A 17,808-nucleotide genomic window follows, 5' to 3' on the forward strand; every position below is an offset into this window, starting at 1 on the left:
CGATGGTCCGGTGGTGTTCGTCATGTCAGCCGTGCAGTCCGCACTCGGTCTTGGAGCGGCCCGCCCAGCGTCCGGCTCGGGCGTCCTCGCCCTCCAGCACGCGACGGGTGCAGGGCGCGCAGCCCACGGAGGCATAGCCGTCCATCAGCAGCGGGTTGGTGAGGACACCGTGCTCGGCGACGTACGTTTGCACATCTTCCTGTGACCACTTCGCGATGGGCGAGATCTTCACCTTGCCCCGCTTCTCGTCCCAGCCGACGACCGGCGTGTTCGCCCGGGTCTCGGACTCGTCGCGGCGCAGCCCGGTCGCCCAGGCCTGGTAGCCCTTCAGGCCCTCCTCCAGCGGCCTCACCTTGCGCAGCGCGCAGCACAGGTCGGGGTCGCGGTCGTGCAGCTTCGGCCCGTACTCGGCGTCCTGCTCGGCGACCGTCTGCCGCGGGGTGAGCGTGATGACGTTCACGTCCATCACGGCCTCCACGGCGTCCCGGGTGCCGATGGTCTCCTCGAAGTGGTAGCCGGTGTCGAGGAACACCACGTCCACGCCGGGCAGGGCCCGGGAGGCGAGGTGGGCGACGACCGCGTCCTCCATCGAGGAGGTCACGCAGAAGCGGCCGCCGAAGGTGTCCGCCGCCCACCGGAGGATGTCCAGCGCGGAGGCGTCCTCCAGCTCGCGGCCCGCCCGCTCGGCGAGCGCCTTGAGTTCGTCGGTCGTGCGCTCTTCCTGAACCGCCGTCATATCGGTTCCCCTCCCGTGGAGTTGGGCTGAAGACCCCGGGCGAGGAGCCCGAGGAACTTCAACTGGAATGCGCGGTTGCACGCCCCGCATTCCCAGGCGCCGTGTCCCTGCTCGCCCGGACGCAGGTCCTCGTCGCCGCAGTAGGGGCAGTAGAACGGTGCGGCGCGCTCGCTCATGACAGGGACTCCTCGGAGGCGCGGGCCGCCCAGGTGGCGAAGCGCTCGCCGTCCTCGCGCTCGGCCCGGTAGCGCTTGAGCACGCGCTCCACGTAGTCCGGCAGCTCCTCGGCCGTGACCTTCAGGCCGCGCACCTTGCGGCCGAAGCCCGGCTCCAGACCGAGGGCGCCGCCCAGGTGCACCTGGTAGCCCTCGACCTGCTCGCCCCGGTCGTTCAGGACCAGCTGGCCCTTGAGGCCGATGTCCGCGGTCTGGATGCGGGCGCAGGCGTTCGGGCAGCCGTTGAGGTTGATGGTGAGCGGCTCGTCGAACTCGGGGAGCCGGCGCTCCAACTCGTCGATCAGCGAGGCGCCGCGCGCCTTGGTCTCGACGATGGCGAGCTTGCAGAACTCGATGCCGGTGCAGGCCATGGTGCCGCGCCGGAAGGTGGAGGGCCGGGCGGTGAGGTCCAGCGCCTCCAGCGACTCGACCAGGGACTCGACCCGGTCCTGCTCGACGTCGAGGATGATCATCTTCTGCTCGACCGTCGTACGGACCCGCCCCGAGCCGTGCGACTCCGCCAGGTCGGCGATCTTCGTCAGGGTGGTGCCGTCGACGCGGCCGACGCGCGGGGCGAAGCCGACGTAGTAGCGGCCGTCCTTCTGCCGGTGCACGCCGATGTGGTCGCGCCAGCGGCTGGTCGGGTCGGCGGGCGCCGGGCCGTCGGTCAGCTTCCGCTTCAGGTACTCGTCCTCCAGCACCTGGCGGAACTTCTCCGCGCCCCAGTCGGCGACCAGGAACTTCAGGCGGGCGCGGTTGCGCAGCCGCCGGTAGCCGTAGTCGCGGAAGATCGAGATGACGCCCTCGTAGACGTCGGGCACGTCGTCGATCGGCACCCAGGCGCCCAGGCGCACGCCCAGCTTCGGGTTGGTGGACAGACCGCCGCCGACCCACAGGTCGAAGCCCGGACCGTGCTCGGGGTGCTCGACGCCGACGAACGCCACGTCGTTGATCTCGTGCACCACGTCCAGCACCGGCGACCCGGAGATCGCGGTCTTGAACTTCCGCGGCAGGTTCGAGTAGGCCGGGTTGTTCAGGACGCGGCGCTTCATCTCCTCCAGCGCCGGGGTGCCGTCGATGATCTCGTCCTCGGCGATGCCCGCGACCGGGGAGCCGATCATCACGCGAGGCGTGTCGCCGCAGGCGGTGACCGTGGAGAGGCCGACGCCCTCCAGGCGGTTCCAGATCTCGGGCACGTCCTCGATGCGGATCCAGTGGTACTGGACGTTCTGCCGGTCGGTGATGTCGGCCGTGCCGCGCGCGAACTCCTGCGAGATCTCGCCGATGACGCGCAGCTGCGCGGTGGTCAGCGCGCCGCCGTCCACGCGGACGCGCAGCATGAAGTAGCTGTCGTCCAGCTCCTCCGGCTCCAGGACGGCCGTCTTTCCGCCGTCGATGCCCTGCTTGCGCTGGGTGTACAGCCCCCACCAGCGCATGCGTCCGCGCAGGTCACTGGGATCGATCGAGTCGAAACCGCGCTTGGAGTAGATCGTCTCAATACGTGTCCGTACGTTGAGACCGTCGTCGTCCTTCTTGACCTGCTCGTTGCCGTTGAGCGGAGTGAAGTGACCGGCCGCCCACTGGCCCTCGCCGCGGTGACGGCTCACCTTGCGGCGGGGGGTCGCGGCAGCGGAATTCGGCGGCGTGGCGGCCATGGGTGACACGTCCTTCGGGACAGGCGGGAAAGCGGCTCTTACCTGCGTGTTTGGGCGCATGGGCAGGCATGCGCGTCGTTGCGCACAGGGAGGGCGAAGACAGGGAATCCGGTAGTGCTGGAGGGTGCTCTCAGCGGGCCGGACAGATGGCGCTGGACATGCGGCCGAGGTCGACGTGCCGCCGACTCACCAAGGCAATTCCAGTTCCAGGCATGACGGAAGACTGGCACGGCGATCTGGACACAGTCCAGCAATGTCCAAAATGCAGACACCCTTGTCTCGCACAACGAGACAAGGGTGTCGTGGGTCACATCCAGGGGCGTGAGCCCCGGTCGGGCGGCCGGTCAGGCGGGGAACGCTCCGGGCCAGGGCCCCGGGGTGGCCACGTCCGGCTCCTCCTCGACCTTGGTGTCGAAGAGGCGGAAGCCGCGCCGCTGGTAGTTGTCCATCGCGTGCTCGCCGTCCTTGCTGCACGTGTGCAGCCACACCCGCTTGGTCGTGGCCAGCCCGGGCCAGCGCTCCGCCAGGTCCCAGGCGCGCGCCGTGCCGTACGAGAGCAGGTGGCCGCCGATGCGTCGGCCCCGGAAGGCCGGGAGCAGGCCGAAGTACTCGATCTCCACGACCCCGTCGTCCCCGGGCGTCAGCTCCACGTACCCGGCGGGCGTGCCGCGGTCGTAGGCGACCCAGGTCTCCACACCGGGCCGCTCCAGGTGCTCCCGCCACCGCGCGTGGCTCCAGCCGAGCCGGTCCGTCCAGCGGATGTCCCCGCCGACCGAGGCGTACAGGAAGCGGCTGAACTCGGGGGAGGGCACCTCGGAGCGGACGATCCGGACGTCCCCCTCGGGCGCGGCGGCCGGCAGCAGATCGGTCGGCGCCGTCTGCTCCAGGGACCAGGTGGTCACGGCGATGTTGGTCATGCCGGTCAGGGAATCATCAGCTCCGCGGATCTGTCGATCCCCGTCCGGTCGCACCGCGACGGCCTCAGTCCAGGGCGTCCTCGATCGACCTCATGGGCACCGCGAACAGCATCCGGCCCGACTGCGACCAGACCTCACCGGTCTCGGCCCAGTACGAAAGGGAGCCCACGGGTCCGCTCCAGCAGCGCTGCGAACCGTCCGCCCCGCACTCCGCGGCCCGGGCGCCCTCCGTGTCCTGGCGCCACAGGGTGCCGCGCCCGTCCTCCCCGCCGGCCGCGCGTCCCAGGTACCAGTCGGCCCGCGCCGCGCCCGCCGGACGGTACGAGAGCACGCCGCCCACCTCGGCCGCCCCGGTCTCGTACGCCTCCACCGCGTCGACGTGCCCGGCGGAGTCGGCGTCCGGCAGCCCGGAGCGCGCCGGGTCCGTGGAGAGGGCGTAGCGCCACAGCCGGGTGGGACGGTCGCCGTCCGCGGGCACCCGCTCGCTCGCCACCAGGCTGTCCGGGACCGTGCCGCGGTCCAGCGAGATCGCTCCGGGCCGCGCGGCGCCGGAGGAGTCGGGCAGCCGGTACGAGGCGACGGCGGGCAGCACGTACGGCTGGCCGCCCGCCGCCCAGCCACCGGGTACCCGGCCGACCGTGGAACCGTCGGCCGTGGCTCGCTGGATCCGGTCAACGTCGTACACGAACAGCGCGTCGCGGCCGCCGGTGCCGGCGGTGACCAGCAGCTTGTCCTGGTACCAGACCATGCCGGAGACGGGGGAGGAGAGCCCCCGGTAGTCGTGGCCGCCGTCGACGGGTACGGCGAGGAGCGCCGAGGTGTAGGTGAGCCGGCCGGGGTCGTCGGCGTCGACGAACGACACCCGGGCGAGTCCGCCCTCGGGCGTGCCGTCGTCGCGGGTCCAGGCGGAGAGGATGACGCGGTGGGCGCCCCAGCGGCCGTCCTCGTCGGCGTCCCCGGAGGTGGTGACCGCGCCGGGACGCCAGCCCTCGGTGTCGCCCTCCTCCCAGCAGTAGGCGCGGTCGGCCGCGGGGGAGACCGGCAGCGCCTCCCGCTCCCCGGTCGTGCAGTCGTCGGCGTCGCGCAGTGCGTGGTCGGCGGAGGCGAGGACGGCGCCGATGCCGACCGGCTCGCCCATCGCGGCGGAGAGCCGGTCGAGCCAGGGGCGCGGTACGTGATGTTCCGTCAGCCGCAGGTCATCGGTCGCGGCGGTGGAGGTGAGGGACTCCAGGGCGCCCGGGTCGTCGGCCACCGTGGCCTGCGAGGCGCTGATCATCGTGGCGGCGCCCGTGAGCGCGAGGGCCGCGCCTGCCAGGGCCGCGCGCAGCGCCTTGCCCCGCCTGCGTCGGCGGTGTCTGCCGCGATGCTTCATGAAACCTCCACAGGCACCGTCCAACTGCGCTCGAAGGTGGCCGCGTTGACCGAGGAGCAGCTGGGGCGGTCCGTAGGGGATGCTACGGCAGTCGGGCGGTCCGGCGGACGAGGACGCTGCAAATATGCGAGAACGTCCCGCTTTCGTGGGTGCGCCCGTCGCCGCGGGCGCCGTGGCGGCGGTCGTCCGGGCCCGGTCCCGCCCACTGAGCACAACTCGGCGCGGGGTGGGGGGAGAGAGGCGGACGGGCTCGCTCCGGGCGAGGGGCGGGCCGGGCGGATCCTCCGGCCGGCGAGCGGCGCCGGCCCGGCGGGGAGCCCGGCGGGGGTGCCGGTGCCCTCGGCGGTGCCGTCCGCTCACGGCACCGGTAGCGCCGCCCGGCGTTCCGCGACCGCCGGGGCCGTCGAGTGGGGGAGCAGGTCCCGAGGATCGGAGGGGAGGACCACCTCGACCTCCACGTCATCGCAGAAACGATACGGCCGGTGTTCCAGGTAGGCCCCGAGGTACCTCCTGACCCGCGACATCTCCGCCCGTACCGTCACCGTGCGGGCCGGGTCGCCGAACACGTCCTCGGCCAGCCCCGCGGCACTGCGCCCGGCGCGGTGGACGGCCAGCAGGTACAGCAACTCGGCGTGCCGGGGGCTCAGTTCCCGCACCCAGTCCTCCGCGCCGCCCAGCACCCGCACCGACCAGCGGCGCGGCTGCCGGAGGTCCAGCACGATCCGGACGCCCTCCTGCCCCACCGGTTCCCCGGCCGCCCGCACCAGCCAGCCCTCGCCCAGCGGCTCGACCGTGCACGCCCCGAACCCCGGCAGCCACCTCGGCCCGGCGGCCGGGGACCTGGGCAGCACCAGCCGCTCCAGGTGCGGCATCCCCGTCACCGCCGCCGTCCAGCCGTCCCGGTCGGCCACCAGGGCCCGCCCGTCCAGCCGGGCCAGCACCGGCGCGGCCACCGCGCGCAGCCGCTCCAGCGACCGTACGTGCGACTCCCGCAGCCGGGCCTCGGCGAGCTTGGCCACCGAGTCGACCCAGGCCAGCGTCGCCGGGTGCATCGTCTCCAGGGGGCCGCTCACGTCGACCACGCCGAGCAGCCGGCCGTTGCGCGGGTCGGTGATGGGCGCGCCGGCGCAGGTCCAGGTCGCCTGGGACCGTACGAAGTGCTCGGAGGCGAAGACCTGGACGGGCCGCCGGGTGACCGCCGGCGTGCCCACGCCGTTGGTGCCCACGACCTCCTCGCGCCAGTCCGCCCCGAGTTCGAAGCCGAGCCCGTCGGCCCGGCGCAGTACCCGCGCGCTGCCCTCCCGCCACAGCACCCGCCCCTCGTCGTCGGCGACGACCATGATGTGGTGCGCGACGTCCGCGACCGACAGCAGCCCCTCCCGCAGCACCGGCAGTACGTGCCTGAGCGGCGAGGCCTCCCGGCGCCGCCGGATCTCCTCCGGGGACAGCAGCCCGGAACGGAAGTCGTGCTCCGGGTCGACGCCGCTGCGCAGCATCCGGTCCCAGGACTGCTCGATCACGGGACGCGGCGCCACCGGGGCCCGCCCGCCGGAGAGTCTCGCGGAGCGGACCTCGCTGAGCACGCGCGCCGCGCGTGCCGTGTCGACGGCGGCGAACTGCGTCACGTCCATCGGCGAGAGCGCCACTGGTCCCCGTCCTCCTGGAAGTCTGATGTTCGTCTCATAGTGACCGCTTGCCCGGGGCCGAAGGACACAGTCCGCGCACGGCCGGACGCAAGTTGCAACCCCCTGCAACCCTGGTGGACCGCCGCACCCGGCGCCCAAACTTGGAACACGTCGCCCCGAGCGGCGTACTCGGCCTGAACGGGCCTGTGCGGCGGGGGTGGTGCCGTGTCGGCGCAGCACCACCCCCGTCCACCTCCGAGTCATCAGGCCACCGGACGGGCCCGCTCCACCACGGACGCCAGATCCAGCGTCGGCGGCAGCGTGCCGAAGGCCGCGCCACCGTCGCCGCCCAGCCGCGCGGCGCAGAACGCGTCGGCGACCTCCGGCGGCGCGTACCGCACCAGCAGCGCCCCCTGGAGCACCAGCGCCAGCCGCTCCACCAGCCGCCGTGCCCGCCCCTCGGCGGCCCCCAGATCGGCCAGCTCCGTCAGCAGGTCCCGGATCGCCGCGTCCAGGCGGTGGTCGGCGCCACGGGCCGCGCCCACCTCCGTCAGGTACGCGTCCAGCGCCGCCGGTTCCCGGCCGAGCGCCCGCAGCACGTCCAGCGCCTGCACGTTGCCGGCGCCCTCCCAGATCGAGTTCAGCGGCGACTCCCGCACCAGCCGGGGCATCCCGGACTCCTCGACGTACCCGTTGCCGCCCAGGCACTCGGCGGCCTCCACCGCCACCGGGGCGCACCGCTTGGTCACCCAGTACTTCGCCGCCGGCACCGCCAGCCGCAGCAGCGCCCGCTCCCGCTCGTCACCGCCCTCCGCCGCGTCGTACGCCGCCGCCAGCCGTATACCGAGCGTGGTGGCCGCCTCCGACTCGATCGCGAGGTCCGCGAGGACGTTGCGCATCAGCGGCCGGTCGACCAGCTTCCCGCCGAACGCCTCCCGGTACGCGCAGTGGTGCACCGCCTGCGCCACGGCCTGCCGCATCAGACCCGCCGACCCCAGCACGCAGTCCAGCCGGGTCGCCGCCACCATCCCCATGACGGTGCGCACCCCGCGCCCCTCCTCGCCGACCCGGCGTGCCCAGGTCCCGGCGAACTCCACCTCGGCGGAGGCGTTGGACCGGTTGCCCAGCTTGTCCTTGAGCCGCTGGATCAGGAACACGTTGCGGGTGCCGTCGGCCAGCACGCGCGGCACCAGGAAGCAGGTCAGCCCGCCCGGAGCCTGCGCCAGCACCAGGAAACCGTCCGACATCGGCGCCGAGCAGAACCACTTGTGCCCGGTCAGCTCGTACGTGCCGTCCTCGGCCAGCGGCCGGGCGGCCGTCGTGCCCGCCCGGACGTCGCTGCCGCCCTGCTTCTCCGTCATGCCCATCCCGAAGAGCGCCCCGGCCTTCAGGTGGGCCGGCCGCAGCTCCCGGTCGTAGACCCGCGAGGTCAGCCGCGGCTCCCACTCGGCGGCCAGCTCCGGGTCGGCGCGCAGGGCCGGGACCGCCGCGTGGGTCATCGACAGCGGGCAGCCGTTGCCCGCCTCGACCTGCGTCCACATGACGAAGCCGGCGGCGCGCAGCACGTGCCCGCCCGGCCGCGTCCAGGCCGCCGTCAGGCCCGCCGAGACGCCCTTGCCGAGCAGCCGGTGCCAGGCCGGGTGGAAGTCGACCTCGTCGACGCGGTGGCCGTAGCGGTCGTGCGTCCGCAGGACCGGCGGATTCTCGTTCGCCTGCGCGCCCCACTCCTGCGTCTGGACCGACCCGCAGCTGCGGCCCAGGCCCGACAGCTCCGCCGCCGCCTCCTCGCGCAGTTCCGGAGCCAGATGCCGCTCGACCGCCGCCGTGAGAGCCCGGTCGGCTGTGAAGACGTCGTGGCCGACCAGCGGCGGCGCCTGATTCGTCACGGTGTGGGTACTGCCTGCCATGACCGTGAACCTACCGTGCCGCGGACTCGCGAGGAGCCGGCACCGGCCGACGGGCGTCCGCGGATGAGTGCGACCCGTCGCGGCGGATACCTTTAGGGCGTGCAGCCAGCAAGTGAATCCCCCGAACGGCCCTCCGGCCGGCTCCATCGCGCCCGGGTCCTGTACCGGAACGTCTCCAAACGCAGGACCGCCTGGCTGCTCCTCAAGGACACCGTCAACTCGTGCATGGAGTACCGCATCCTCGGCCTGGCGGCGGAGGCGGCGTTCTTCACCCTCCTGTCGGTGCCGCCCCTGCTGCTGAGCCTCCTCGGACTGCTCGGCTACGTCGACCTGTGGATCGGCGCCGACACCACCGAGAGCCTGCGCACCAACATCCTGGACGCCTCCCGCGCGGTGCTCTCCGAGAAGGGCGTCGAGCAGATCACCGAGCCGATCCTGGACGACGTGATGAAGGGCGGACGGCCCGACGTCATCTCCATCGGCTTCCTGTTCGCCCTGTGGTCGGGCTCCCGCGCGGTGAACGTCTTCATCGACACGATCACCGTGATGTACGGCCTCGACGGCGTCCGGGGGATCGTCAAGACGCGGCTGCTGGCGTTCCTGCTCTTCCTCGTCGCCCTGCTGATCGGGTCGGTCGCGCTGCCGCTGATGGTGGCCGGCCCGGACGCCGTGGTGCGGATCGTGCCGTGGTCGACGACGGTCGTGCAGGTCCTGTACTGGCCGGTCGTCATCATCCTGTCGATCGCCTTCCTGACCACGCTCTACCACGTCTCCGTGCCGGTGCGCTCTCCGTGGATCGAGGACGTGCCCGGCGCGCTGGTCGCCCTCGCCATGTGGGTGCTCGGCAGCTTCCTGCTGCGCATCTACCTCACCAACACCGTCGAGGGCCCCACGATCTACGGCTCACTGGCCGCGCCCGTCGCCGTGCTGCTGTGGATCGGCGTGTCCGCGTTCGCGGTGCTCGTCGGGGCGGCGGTCAACGCGGCGATCGACCGGGTCTGGCCGGCCGCCGCCACCGCCGCCGCCCGCGAGGCCAACGAGCGGCTGCGCCAGGCCCAGGTCGCCGAGTACGTGGCCCGCACCGCCGCGAACGGCGGGGCGGACCCCGACATGCCCTCCGAGTTCCCGGAACGCTGGTCCCGCTTCCTGCCCCCGGAGGACGTCACGTCCCGCCTGCGCGCCCAGGTGAAGAACACGCCGCCCGGGAACCACGACAAGCCGGAGGCCTCGTGACCGGGCGGGTCTACGCCCCGCCGGACGCCTCCGGGACCCAGGCCCCGGCCGCCACGCCCTCCCGCACGAACTCCCCGAAGTCCCTCGGCTCACGGCCCAGCACCTCCCGGACACCGTCCGACAGGCGGGCGTTGCGGCCGTCGAGCAGGGTGCCGAACAGCTCTACGAGGAACGCGGCCTCCTCCTCCGGCACCCCGAACCCGGCCAGGTTCGCCCCGTACTCCCGCGGCGGCACGTACCGGTACGTCAGCGCGCGCCCCGTCTCCTTCGCGATCTCGGCGACCGCCTCCGCGAAGGTCAGCAGCCGCGGCCCCGACACCTCCAGGACCCGCCCGGCGTACCGGTCGCCCGAGGCCAGCACCGCCACCACCACGTCCGCGAGGTCCCGCAGATCGACGAACGGCTCGCCCACCTCCCCGGCCGCGAACGCCAGCTCCCCGCGCTGCCGCAGCTCCGCCGCCAGCGGGCCCTCGCTGAAGTTCTGCGCGAACCACGCGGCCCGCACCACCGTCCAGTCCGCGCCCGCACCCGCGAGCGCGTCCTCGGTGGGCCGCGCCTGCTCCTCGCCCCGCGCCGACAGCAGCACCAGCCGCCGCACGCCGAGCCCGGCCGCCTCCCGGGCCAGCGCCCCGACCGCGTCCGCGGCCTCGGGGTCGCCTACGTCGGTGGGGTAGGCCAGGTAGGCCGCGTCGGCGCCGCGCAGGACGTGCGTCCAGGTCGACCGGTCCCGCCAGTCGAACCCGGTCGCCCGGGACGCCGCCCGCACGTTCAGCCCCGCCGCCCGTGCCGCCTCGGCCACCCGCCGCCCGGTACGACCGGAAGCGCCCGTGACCACCACCGTCATGTCCTTGTGCGTGTCCGTCTCCGTCATGCCCCCAGCCAACCGCCGGGCGCCGTGCGTTCCCATCGCCGAACGGCTCACCGGCATACGAGTGCGTCTACGCTGTGACGCCATGGACGCACTCGCCGGCCTGCTGGAGGGCCCCCGCGCCCGTGGCGCGTTCATGATCCGCGCCTGTTTCGACCCGCCGTGGGCCGTCCGCGTCGAGGACCGGGCGCCGCTCACGGTGATGCTGGCGGTCCGGGGCGAGGCGTGGGTCGTGCCGGAGACGGGGGAGCGGCTGCGGCTGCGCGCCGGCGACCTCGCCATCGCGCGCGGCCCCGACCCGTACACCTGCGCCGACGACCCCGACACCCCGCCCCAGGCGGTGATCCTGCCGGGCGGCGGGTGCAGCTACCCCGACGGGCGTCCCCTCAACGGCTCGATGGACCTCGGCGTACGCACCTGGGGCGACCGCCCCGACGGCGCGGCGGTCCTGCTGATCGGCACTTATCTGGTGCGCGGCGAGATCGGCGGACGGCTCCTCGACGCTCTGCCCCCGCTGCTGTCCCTCACCGCCGACCAGTGGGAGTGCCCGCTCACGCCCCTGCTGATGACCGAGGTCACCCGCGACGAGCCGGGCCAGGAGGTCGTCCTTGACCGGCTCCTCGACCTGCTGGTCATCGCCGCGCTGCGGTCCTGGTTCGCCGGTCCGCGGGCCGAGCCGCCCGCCTGGTACCGGGCCCTGGGGGACCCGGTCGTCGGCCGGGCGCTGCGGCTGCTCCAGGCCGACCCCGCGCACCCCTGGACGGTGGCGTCCCTGGCCGCCGAGTCGGGGGTCTCCCGCGCCGCGCTCGCCCGGCGCTTCACCGAACTGGTGGGCGAGCCCCCGATGGCGTACCTCACCGCCTGGCGTCTCGCCCTCGCCGCGGACCGGCTCCGCGACACCGACGAGACGCTCGGCGCGATAGCCCGCCAGGTCGGCTACGGCAGCGCGTTCGCCCTGTCGACGGCCTTCAAGCGGACCTACGGCGTCAGCCCGCAGGAGTACCGCACACCGGCGGCGTAGCCTGGCAGGCGTGTACGCGGAACGGGCGTCCCGGCTGACCGGCGCGGTGGTGTGGACCAATACCCCGGACGCGCCCGGCGCGGGGCGGGTCCTGCCCGACGGCTGCATGGACCTGCTCTGGCACGACGGCCGGCTCTTGGTCGCGGGCCCCGACACCCGCGCCCACGTCACCGCGGGCACCTCGGGCCGCTGGGCCGGCGTCCGCTTCCACCCCGGCACGGCGCCCGCCCTCCTCGGCGTCCCCGCCCGCGAGCTGCGCGACCGGCGCGTCGACCTCGCCGACCTCTGGCCGGCCGCCCGCGTCCGGCAGCTGACCGCGCGGGTGAACGCGGCCCCCGACCCCGCCACGGGCCTGGAGGAGGCCGCGCTGTCCAGGGCGGCCGACACCGAGCCCCCCGATCCGCTCCTGCGCCGGATCGTGGCCGCCCTCGACGCGGGCCGCCCGGTCGCCGCCACCGCCGACGAACTGGGACTGAGCGCGCGCCAGTTGCACCGCCGCTCCCTGGCCGCCTTCGGGTACGGCCCCAAGACGCTGGCCCGCGTACTGCGGCTCCAGCGCGCCCTCGCCCTGGCCCGCGCCGGCACGCCCCTCGCCGAGACCGCCGGCCGGTCGGGGTACGCCGACCAGGCGCACCTGGCACGGGACGTGCGGGAGTTGACGGGCCTGCCGCCGGGTGAACTACTCGCCGGGCGCGGCTAGCGGCGCGAACAGGTCGACCCCGTGCCCGTCCGGGTCGTTGACGACGGCGTACCGCTGTCCCCAGGGCGCGTCCCAGGGCTTGCGTTCGCCGTGGCAGCCGGCGCCGGTCAGCTCCTCGTAGAAGGCGTCGACCTCCGCGGGCGTGTCGCAGAGCAGGGCGAGCGAGTGCCGCCCGCCGCCGGCCGGCGGCTCCCACCCGGGCGTGAAGGAACGGACGGACTCCTCGGTGTCGAGCATCAGCCGGATCCCGCCCGGCAACTCGGCCTCGGCGTGCGGCCCGTGCTCGGCGCCCTCGGGGAAGGCGAAACCGAGCCGGCGGTAGAAGGTCACGGACGCGGCCATGTCGGAGACGACGAGGCCGATGGCGTTGAATCGTGCGGTCATGCGGTCACCGTAGGCAGGGCGGCCGGGGCCCGTCTTGAAGGATTCGGACACGGTGAGCCGCCGTGGCGGGAGCACACGCGAAAGCACCCTTCTCTGGAACACCTGTGCGGCAGGATGGGCGCATGAATCGTCGCGCACGCGTCCTGCCGCTGCTGCTGGCCCCTCTGCTGCTCACCGCGTGCGGTACCGAGTCGGCCGAAGACCCGGTGGCCGCCGCCGCTTCGGCCGCCGCCGCCTCCGAGGCGGCCGAGGAGGTCTTCCTGACCCCCGACGAACTCGAGAACAGGGCGAAGGCGATGGGCGTGGACCCCGAACTGGTCTACGTCATGCGGGTCCCCGAATTCCCCTTGGCCCCGCAGTCCGTCGGTGTGCTCGGCGACGACGGCTTCTCCGCCACCTACGTGGCCGCCTCGGGAGCCATGATCCGTCTCTCCGTCGAGCGGGGTGAGATCACCGAGGCCACCTGCCGCAGCCGGCCGGTGGGTGACACGAGCGACGAACGGACCACGTGCGAGTTCGACGCCGGGATGTGGTACCGCACCGGGGGCGGGCGGCACGAGTACGTCCTGCCGAAGAACGGGCACGCGGTACGGCTGTCCGCCGAGGCGGACGCGGTGTCGCGCGCCGTACTGCGGGACGCCACCGGGGACGTCCACCGCCCCGACGCCGCCGAGGCCGCCGCCACCCTCCCCTCACCGCGCCCCGACACCACCCCGGTGGAACGCGGTGACCTGCCCGAGTTCGGCGACGGCCCGCCCGACAACAGCGTGGACATCGGCGGCTGACCGCCCCCGCACCGGAGGGACTTCGACCGTGCCCCGACTCCTCGTCTACACCCGCACCACCGACTACCGCCACGACTCCATCCCGGCCGGGATCGCGGCCCTGCGCGCCCTCGGCGACTTCACGGTGGACGCCACCGAGGACCCGGCCGCCCTCGAACGCCCCCTCACCCCGTACGCCGCCGTCGTCTTCCTCTCCACCAGCGGCGAGGTGCTCACCCCGGCCGGCCGCGAACGGCTCGCCGCACACGTCGAGGGCGGCGGCGGCTTCGTGGGCGTGCACGCGGCGGCCTGCACCGAGTACGACTGGCCGTTCTACGGCGAACTCCTCGGCGCCCGCTTCGACCGCCACCCCGCCTACCAGCCGGGCCGGGTGGTCGTCGAGGACCGCGACCACCCGGCGACCCGGGGCCTTCCGCCGGTCTGGGACTTCACGGACGAGTGGTACGACTTCCGCACCAGCCCCCGGGGCACGGTCCGCGTCCTCGCCCGCGCCGACGAGTCGTCGTACGAGGGCGGCGGCATGGGCGAGGACCATCCGCTCGTCTGGTGCCGGGAGCAGGGCGCGGGCCGCGTCTTCTACACCGCCCTCGGCCACGCCGCCGAGGCGTACGCGGACCCGGACTTCCTGGCCCATCTGCGGGGCGGCGTCCAGTGGGCGGCGCGCACGGCCGGGGTGCCGGACGCGTGAGCCGCCGAATTCCGTTGCCGCCCGGTGGCCGGCGACCTAGGGTCCCGATCATGCTGCCACTGGTGGAAACTGACGAAGAGTGGGACGCGATCGTCCCCGACGAGACGGTCATGCGCCCGGGAGCGGAGGATCTCTGCGCACGTCTCGGCCTGGCCGGCGCGCCACTGACCCGTTTCCCCGACGGCTCGCAGCCGGTCTACGCGGTGGGTGAGGAGCACGTCCTCAAGCTGTTCCCCGCAGCGGCGGCCCAGGACGGCGTCGCCGAAGGCCGCGTCCTCTCCTACATCGACGGGCGGCTGCCGGTGCCGACACCGCGGGTGCGGGACTTCGGTGCGTACGAGAACGGCTGGCAGTACGTCCTGATGTCCCGGTTGCGCGGTGAGAACCTGGCCCGCTCCTGGGGGAACGTGTCACGGGCCGACCGGGAGCGGCTCGTGGCCGACACCGGTGAGGCGCTCGCGGTGCTCCACTCGCTCGACCCCGATCCGCTCGGGGACGTCCTCGGCCCCGGGGACTGGGGTGCCTTCCTGGACCGTCAGGCCGACGGCGCCGTGGAACAGCAGCGCGGCCACGGCCTGTCGCCGGCCTGGCTGGAACAGATACCGGACTTCCTCGCCGCGACTCCCCTGCGGCGCACCCCGCCCCGTTCGCTGCTGCACACCGAGGTCATGCAGCAGCACTTCCTGGTGGATCCCGACGGATGGCGCCTGACCGGGCTCTTCGACTTCGAACCGGCCATGATCGGTGACCGCGCGTACGACTTCGTCGGCGTCGGCCTGTTCGTCACCCGCGGTGACCCGGACCTGCTGGCCCGGCTCACCAAGTCCTACGGCCGTACCTTCGAACCGGCGGAGCTGCTCGCGTACACGTTGCTGCACGTGTACAGCAACCTTCCCTGGTACATGAGGGAACTGGGCGCGCCGGCCGAAGGAACGCTGTCCTCGCTCGCGCAGGCGTGGTTCGGCACGGTGTGACGACGCCGCCGGTGCGCGGGGACCGTCCCTCTCGCGCGTGAGGAGCCCGTCTACGCGGGCATCGCCCCGCTCTGGGCCGCCTTCCGGTGTCGTGCGCTCAGGCGGGAGCCGGACTCGCGGCGGGCGGCGCGGCGCAGGAGGGGGACCGCGAGGAGGGACCCGAGGACGGCCCAGGCGGTCAGGACCAGGGCGACCATGGGCAGTTCCCAGGAGCCGGCCGCCTCGGCGGCCCGTGCCGAGTCCGGGAAGAGTGCCGAACGCAGGCCCTGCGCCATCCACTTGAGCGGGAAGACGGAGGCCACCTGCTGGACCGGCACCGGCAGCGACGTGATCGGGAACACCGCCCCCGACGTGGCCAGCAGCCCCATCGTCGGCAGCATGATCAGCGCCAGCGCCTCGCGGGGGTTGGGCAGCACGGCGCCGATGGCGGCGCCCAGCGGTACGACGGCGAGCAGGCCCAGCGTGGTGACCCACAGCAGCGTCAGCCAGCCGCCCGGCCCGTGCGGCAGCGGCCCGTCCACCAGCACGGCCGCCGACAGCAGGAGCAGCGCCAGGGTGCCGACCGCCGTGCCGAGCACGAGCACGCACTTGGCGATCAGGTAGGCGGGTATCCCGCCGGGCGTGGCGCGCAGCCGCAGCAGGGCGCCCTCCTCGCGCTCGGTCACCAGCATCTGCGGGAGGTTGACCAGTCCTGTCTGGAACAGCAGGTAGGCGGCGAAGCCCGCCAGCACCAGGTGGGCCATCGGGGTCTGGGTGCCGGGCACGTCGTCGCCGATGTAGGCGGCGAGGGCCAACGCGACGGCCACGTTGGTCAGATGGCCGGACAGCTCCTTCGGATTGCGCAGGAGCTGGCGCAGCTCGATGCCGCCGCGCTGGAGCCCGGCACGCCGGTAGCGCCTCATGTGTGTTCCTCGTGTTCCCTGTGTTCCCTTCACGCGGCCCGCGCCTCCTCGTCCGCCGTCGCGTCCGTCCCGTCGGCCGCCCGGTGGACCATGTGCAAGTAGGTGTCCTCCAGGGTCGGGCGGCGGACCTCCAGACCGGCGATCGGGCCGTCCGCGTCCCGGTGGAGTTCCCAGACCAGCCGCGAGGGGTCCCCGGTGCGTTCGCGCCGGGGCGTCCCGTCGTCGGCCGTCCAGCGGACCTCCGCCTGGGCGGCGGCCCGGCGGGCCAGTTCGGCGGGGGTGCCGTGGGCGCGGATCCGGCCGCCGACCAGCATGGCGATCCGGTCGGCGAGCCGTTCGGCCTCCACCAGGTCGTGGGTGGTGAGCAGGACGGTGACGCCCTCCTCGCGGGCCAGCCGTTCGACCAGGAGGTGGAACTCGTGCCGGGCCTCGGGGTCGAAGCCGGTGGTCGGTTCGTCCAGGAAGAGCAGTTCGGGACGGCCGACGATGCCGAGCGCGACGTCCAGCCGGCGTCGCTGGCCGCCGGACAGCCGGTTCACCTGGCGTCCGGCCTGGTCGGTGAGCCCGACCAGGGCCAGCAGCTCGGCCGGGTCGCGCGGGTCGGGGTAGTACGCCGCGAAGTGCGCGAGCAGTTCGGCGACCCGCCAGCGGGGGTGGTCCCGCCAGGACTGAAGGACCAGTCCGAGCCGGCCGCGCCAGGCGTCGTCGCCCCGCTCCGGGTCGGTGCCCAGCACGCGGACGTCTCCGGCCGAGCGGCGCCGGAAGCCCTCCAGGATCTCGACGGTGGTGGTCTTCCCGGCGCCGTTGGGCCCGAGCAGGGCGAAGACCTCGCCGCGGTGGATGTCGAGGTCGACGCCGCGCAGGACGTCGACGTCCCCGTACGCCATCGTCACGTCCCGGGCCTCGACGACGACGTCGGAGGCGGAGGTGGGGGCCGGCGTCATCGTGCGGCCTCCGTCGACTGCACCGGCGCCGGCCGGCCGGCCGACGCCGTTGGGCCGGCGCCCTCGACGATCGCCCGGAGCGCCGCCACGTGCCCGTCGAAGGCGCCGCGCCCGCGGTCCGTCAGCCGCACCTTTGTGCGCCGCTTGCGCCCGGCGCCCTCCTTGCGTAGCTCCAGGTATCCGGCCTCCTCCAGCGTGTGGAGCTGCTTCGAGAGCGCGGAGTCGCTGAGCGAGAGGCTGTCGCGGACGAACGCGAAGTCCGCCCATTCGGTGGCGGCGAGCAGCGCGACCACCGACAGCCGGGTGGCGGGGTGGATCAGCTCGTCGAAGCCCGAGGGGGTGCTCACCGGCCCGCCCCCTCGGAGGTCTTCCGTCCGCCCCGGCCGCGCAACGCCCCGGTCGACCACCGGCTCACCGGCCCCGTGAACAGCACGAACACGGCCGCCGAGACGGTGGCCTGGATCAGCGCGCCCGTCATCGGCTCCAGCGGCTCGACCAGACGACCGGACAGCACGATCGTCGCGCAGGTCACCACCGCACCCGCGACGAAGCCCGCCAGCATCCGCCAGTCGCAGCGGGAGTGGTGCAGCCGCACCCGGCTCCTGCGGTTGTACGCCCGGGCCAGCGTCCCCAGCACCACGAGATACACGGCGAGGGCCAGCCAGACGCCCCACTTGGGCAGGTCCAGCCCCATGAAGACCAGGAAGACCCACATGATCGCGGCCGTGGTGCGGGTCGCGCGGGGGCCGCCGGAGGCCGACCGCTCGACCTCGTCGTACACCCGCTCCTGCGGCACCCGGATGCGCTGCAGGTCCCTCCATGCCTGTTCGGCGTCGACCGGTGTGCTCACGCCCACCGCCTCTCTGTCCGTGTCCACTTCAC

The 17,808-nt window shown here is 73.8% G+C and carries 20 protein-coding genes; 6 read left to right on the forward strand and 14 right to left on the reverse strand.

Going from position 1 to position 17,808, the window contains the following annotated elements:
• Positions 1–25: 25 nt before the first annotated feature.
• The 8 genes from ACLIN4_RS27635 to ACLIN4_RS27670 form a co-directional block, all read right to left on the reverse strand.
• A complete protein-coding gene (locus ACLIN4_RS27635) occupies positions 26–736 on the reverse strand; it encodes a phosphoadenylyl-sulfate reductase (protein WP_289909448.1) in 711 nt (236 codons plus the stop codon).
• Positions 733–912, reverse strand: coding sequence for a hypothetical protein (locus ACLIN4_RS27640; RefSeq protein WP_003972819.1), 180 nt, complete (start codon positions 910–912; stop codon positions 733–735). The genes ACLIN4_RS27635 and ACLIN4_RS27640 overlap by 4 nt, the downstream gene beginning before the upstream one ends.
• The gene (gene sirA, locus ACLIN4_RS27645) at positions 909–2,606 is read right to left on the reverse strand and encodes a sulfite reductase SirA (protein ID WP_307651952.1); all 1,698 of its coding nucleotides are present in this window, start codon (positions 2,604–2,606) and stop codon (positions 909–911) included. The genes ACLIN4_RS27640 and sirA overlap by 4 nt, the downstream gene beginning before the upstream one ends.
• Positions 2,607–2,736: 130 nt before the next feature.
• Positions 2,737–2,820, reverse strand: coding sequence for a putative leader peptide (locus tag ACLIN4_RS27650; protein ID WP_310887545.1), 84 nt, complete (start codon positions 2,818–2,820; stop codon positions 2,737–2,739).
• 130 nt (positions 2,821–2,950) lie between these two features.
• On the reverse strand, positions 2,951–3,523 hold the full coding sequence (locus ACLIN4_RS27655) for a GNAT family N-acetyltransferase (protein ID WP_107477960.1): 573 nt from the start codon (positions 3,521–3,523) through the stop codon (positions 2,951–2,953).
• Positions 3,524–3,587: 64 nt separating this feature from the next.
• Positions 3,588–4,895 carry a hypothetical protein gene (locus tag ACLIN4_RS27660; protein ID WP_307651951.1) on the reverse strand — a complete coding sequence of 436 codons (1,308 nt, stop codon included), beginning with the start codon at positions 4,893–4,895 and terminating at the stop codon, positions 3,588–3,590.
• A 356-nt stretch (positions 4,896–5,251) separates the two neighbouring features.
• Positions 5,252–6,541: a GAF domain-containing protein gene (locus ACLIN4_RS27665; RefSeq protein ID WP_307651950.1), complete on the reverse strand. Its 1,290-nt coding sequence runs from the start codon at positions 6,539–6,541 to the stop codon at positions 5,252–5,254.
• 242 nt (positions 6,542–6,783) lie between these two features.
• Complete coding sequence (locus tag ACLIN4_RS27670; protein ID WP_290013358.1) at positions 6,784–8,427, reverse strand: acyl-CoA dehydrogenase family protein; 1,644 nt, start codon at positions 8,425–8,427, stop codon at positions 6,784–6,786.
• A 99-nt stretch (positions 8,428–8,526) separates the two neighbouring features.
• On the opposite strand from ACLIN4_RS27670, the gene ACLIN4_RS27675 reads away from it, so the two are divergent.
• Positions 8,527–9,660, forward strand: a complete 1,134-nt coding sequence (locus ACLIN4_RS27675; protein WP_107477957.1) for a YihY/virulence factor BrkB family protein — start codon at positions 8,527–8,529, stop codon at positions 9,658–9,660.
• Between the two features lie 10 nt (positions 9,661–9,670).
• Here ACLIN4_RS27675 and ACLIN4_RS27680 read toward each other — a convergent pair whose 3' ends face one another.
• Positions 9,671–10,531 carry an NmrA family transcriptional regulator gene (locus ACLIN4_RS27680; RefSeq protein ID WP_381941192.1) on the reverse strand — a complete coding sequence of 287 codons (861 nt, stop codon included), beginning with the start codon at positions 10,529–10,531 and terminating at the stop codon, positions 9,671–9,673.
• A gap of 82 nt (positions 10,532–10,613) precedes the next feature.
• Between ACLIN4_RS27680 and ACLIN4_RS27685 the strand changes: the two genes are divergently transcribed.
• Together ACLIN4_RS27685 and ACLIN4_RS27690 are read left to right on the forward strand one after the other, a co-directional pair.
• Complete coding sequence (locus ACLIN4_RS27685; RefSeq protein ID WP_381914082.1) at positions 10,614–11,549, forward strand: AraC family transcriptional regulator; 936 nt, start codon at positions 10,614–10,616, stop codon at positions 11,547–11,549.
• A 10-nt stretch (positions 11,550–11,559) separates the two neighbouring features.
• Positions 11,560–12,249 (forward strand): helix-turn-helix transcriptional regulator, encoded by a 690-nt coding sequence (locus ACLIN4_RS27690; RefSeq protein ID WP_307651948.1) that lies wholly within the window; start codon positions 11,560–11,562, stop codon positions 12,247–12,249.
• Here ACLIN4_RS27690 and ACLIN4_RS27695 read toward each other — a convergent pair.
• A complete protein-coding gene (locus tag ACLIN4_RS27695) occupies positions 12,229–12,633 on the reverse strand; it encodes a VOC family protein (RefSeq protein ID WP_289909479.1) in 405 nt (134 codons plus the stop codon). The two genes, ACLIN4_RS27690 and ACLIN4_RS27695, sit on opposite strands and share 21 nt — an antisense overlap.
• A 122-nt stretch (positions 12,634–12,755) precedes the next feature.
• Here ACLIN4_RS27695 and ACLIN4_RS27700 point away from each other — a divergent pair, with 122 nt between their 5' ends.
• Genes ACLIN4_RS27700 through ACLIN4_RS27710 form a run of 3 tightly spaced genes read left to right on the forward strand, consistent with a single transcriptional unit; the run spans position 12,756 to position 15,080 of the window.
• Complete coding sequence (locus ACLIN4_RS27700) at positions 12,756–13,418, forward strand: hypothetical protein (RefSeq protein WP_381914079.1); 663 nt, start codon at positions 12,756–12,758, stop codon at positions 13,416–13,418.
• A 28-nt stretch (positions 13,419–13,446) separates the two neighbouring features.
• Positions 13,447–14,106: a ThuA domain-containing protein gene (locus ACLIN4_RS27705; protein ID WP_381986655.1), complete on the forward strand. Its 660-nt coding sequence runs from the start codon at positions 13,447–13,449 to the stop codon at positions 14,104–14,106.
• Positions 14,107–14,156: 50 nt separating this feature from the next.
• Complete coding sequence (locus ACLIN4_RS27710; RefSeq protein ID WP_179350277.1) at positions 14,157–15,080, forward strand: phosphotransferase family protein; 924 nt, start codon at positions 14,157–14,159, stop codon at positions 15,078–15,080.
• 50 nt (positions 15,081–15,130) lie between these two features.
• Here ACLIN4_RS27710 and ACLIN4_RS27715 read toward each other — a convergent pair whose 3' ends face one another.
• Genes ACLIN4_RS27715 through ACLIN4_RS27730 form a run of 4 tightly spaced genes read right to left on the reverse strand, consistent with a single transcriptional unit; the run spans position 15,131 to position 17,803 of the window.
• Entirely contained in the window at positions 15,131–15,982 is an 852-nt protein-coding gene (locus ACLIN4_RS27715; RefSeq protein ID WP_100045673.1) for an ABC transporter permease, read from the reverse strand.
• 29 nt (positions 15,983–16,011) lie between these two features.
• Positions 16,012–16,926, reverse strand: a complete 915-nt coding sequence (locus ACLIN4_RS27720; RefSeq protein WP_290013351.1) for an ABC transporter ATP-binding protein — start codon at positions 16,924–16,926, stop codon at positions 16,012–16,014.
• A complete protein-coding gene (locus ACLIN4_RS27725; protein WP_289909488.1) occupies positions 16,923–17,273 on the reverse strand; it encodes a transcriptional regulator in 351 nt (116 codons plus the stop codon). Before ACLIN4_RS27725 ends, ACLIN4_RS27720 begins: the two co-directional genes overlap by 4 nt.
• Positions 17,270–17,803, reverse strand: a complete 534-nt coding sequence (locus ACLIN4_RS27730; RefSeq protein ID WP_289909490.1) for a hypothetical protein — start codon at positions 17,801–17,803, stop codon at positions 17,270–17,272. The genes ACLIN4_RS27725 and ACLIN4_RS27730 overlap by 4 nt, the downstream gene beginning before the upstream one ends.
• Positions 17,804–17,808 lie beyond the last annotated feature (5 nt).

It is taken from the genome of Streptomyces mutabilis, from assembly GCF_046628145.1.
GTDB classification, from domain to species: domain Bacteria; phylum Actinomycetota; class Actinomycetes; order Streptomycetales; family Streptomycetaceae; genus Streptomyces; species Streptomyces mutabilis.

Coding starts and splice junctions, on each gene's coding strand:
- ACLIN4_RS27635 (WP_289909448.1), bottom strand. CDS start 736: ATGACGGCGGTTCAGGAAGAGCGCACGACCGACGAACTCAAGGCGCTC.
- ACLIN4_RS27640 (WP_003972819.1), bottom strand. CDS start 912: ATGAGCGAGCGCGCCGCACCGTTCTACTGCCCCTACTGCGGCGACGAG.
- sirA (WP_307651952.1), bottom strand. CDS start 2,606: ATGGCCGCCACGCCGCCGAATTCCGCTGCCGCGACCCCCCGCCGCAAG.
- ACLIN4_RS27650 (WP_310887545.1), bottom strand. CDS start 2,820: ATGCCTGGAACTGGAATTGCCTTGGTGAGTCGGCGGCACGTCGACCTC.
- ACLIN4_RS27655 (WP_107477960.1), bottom strand. CDS start 3,523: ATGACCAACATCGCCGTGACCACCTGGTCCCTGGAGCAGACGGCGCCG.
- ACLIN4_RS27660 (WP_307651951.1), bottom strand. CDS start 4,895: ATGAAGCATCGCGGCAGACACCGCCGACGCAGGCGGGGCAAGGCGCTG.
- ACLIN4_RS27670 (WP_290013358.1), bottom strand. CDS start 8,427: ATGGCAGGCAGTACCCACACCGTGACGAATCAGGCGCCGCCGCTGGTC.
- ACLIN4_RS27680 (WP_381941192.1), bottom strand. CDS start 10,531: ATGACGGAGACGGACACGCACAAGGACATGACGGTGGTGGTCACGGGC.
- ACLIN4_RS27685 (WP_381914082.1), top strand. CDS start 10,614: ATGGACGCACTCGCCGGCCTGCTGGAGGGCCCCCGCGCCCGTGGCGCG.
- ACLIN4_RS27695 (WP_289909479.1), bottom strand. CDS start 12,633: ATGACCGCACGATTCAACGCCATCGGCCTCGTCGTCTCCGACATGGCC.
- ACLIN4_RS27700 (WP_381914079.1), top strand. CDS start 12,756: ATGAATCGTCGCGCACGCGTCCTGCCGCTGCTGCTGGCCCCTCTGCTG.
- ACLIN4_RS27710 (WP_179350277.1), top strand. CDS start 14,157: ATGCTGCCACTGGTGGAAACTGACGAAGAGTGGGACGCGATCGTCCCC.
- ACLIN4_RS27715 (WP_100045673.1), bottom strand. CDS start 15,982: ATGAGGCGCTACCGGCGTGCCGGGCTCCAGCGCGGCGGCATCGAGCTG.
- ACLIN4_RS27720 (WP_290013351.1), bottom strand. CDS start 16,926: ATGACGCCGGCCCCCACCTCCGCCTCCGACGTCGTCGTCGAGGCCCGG.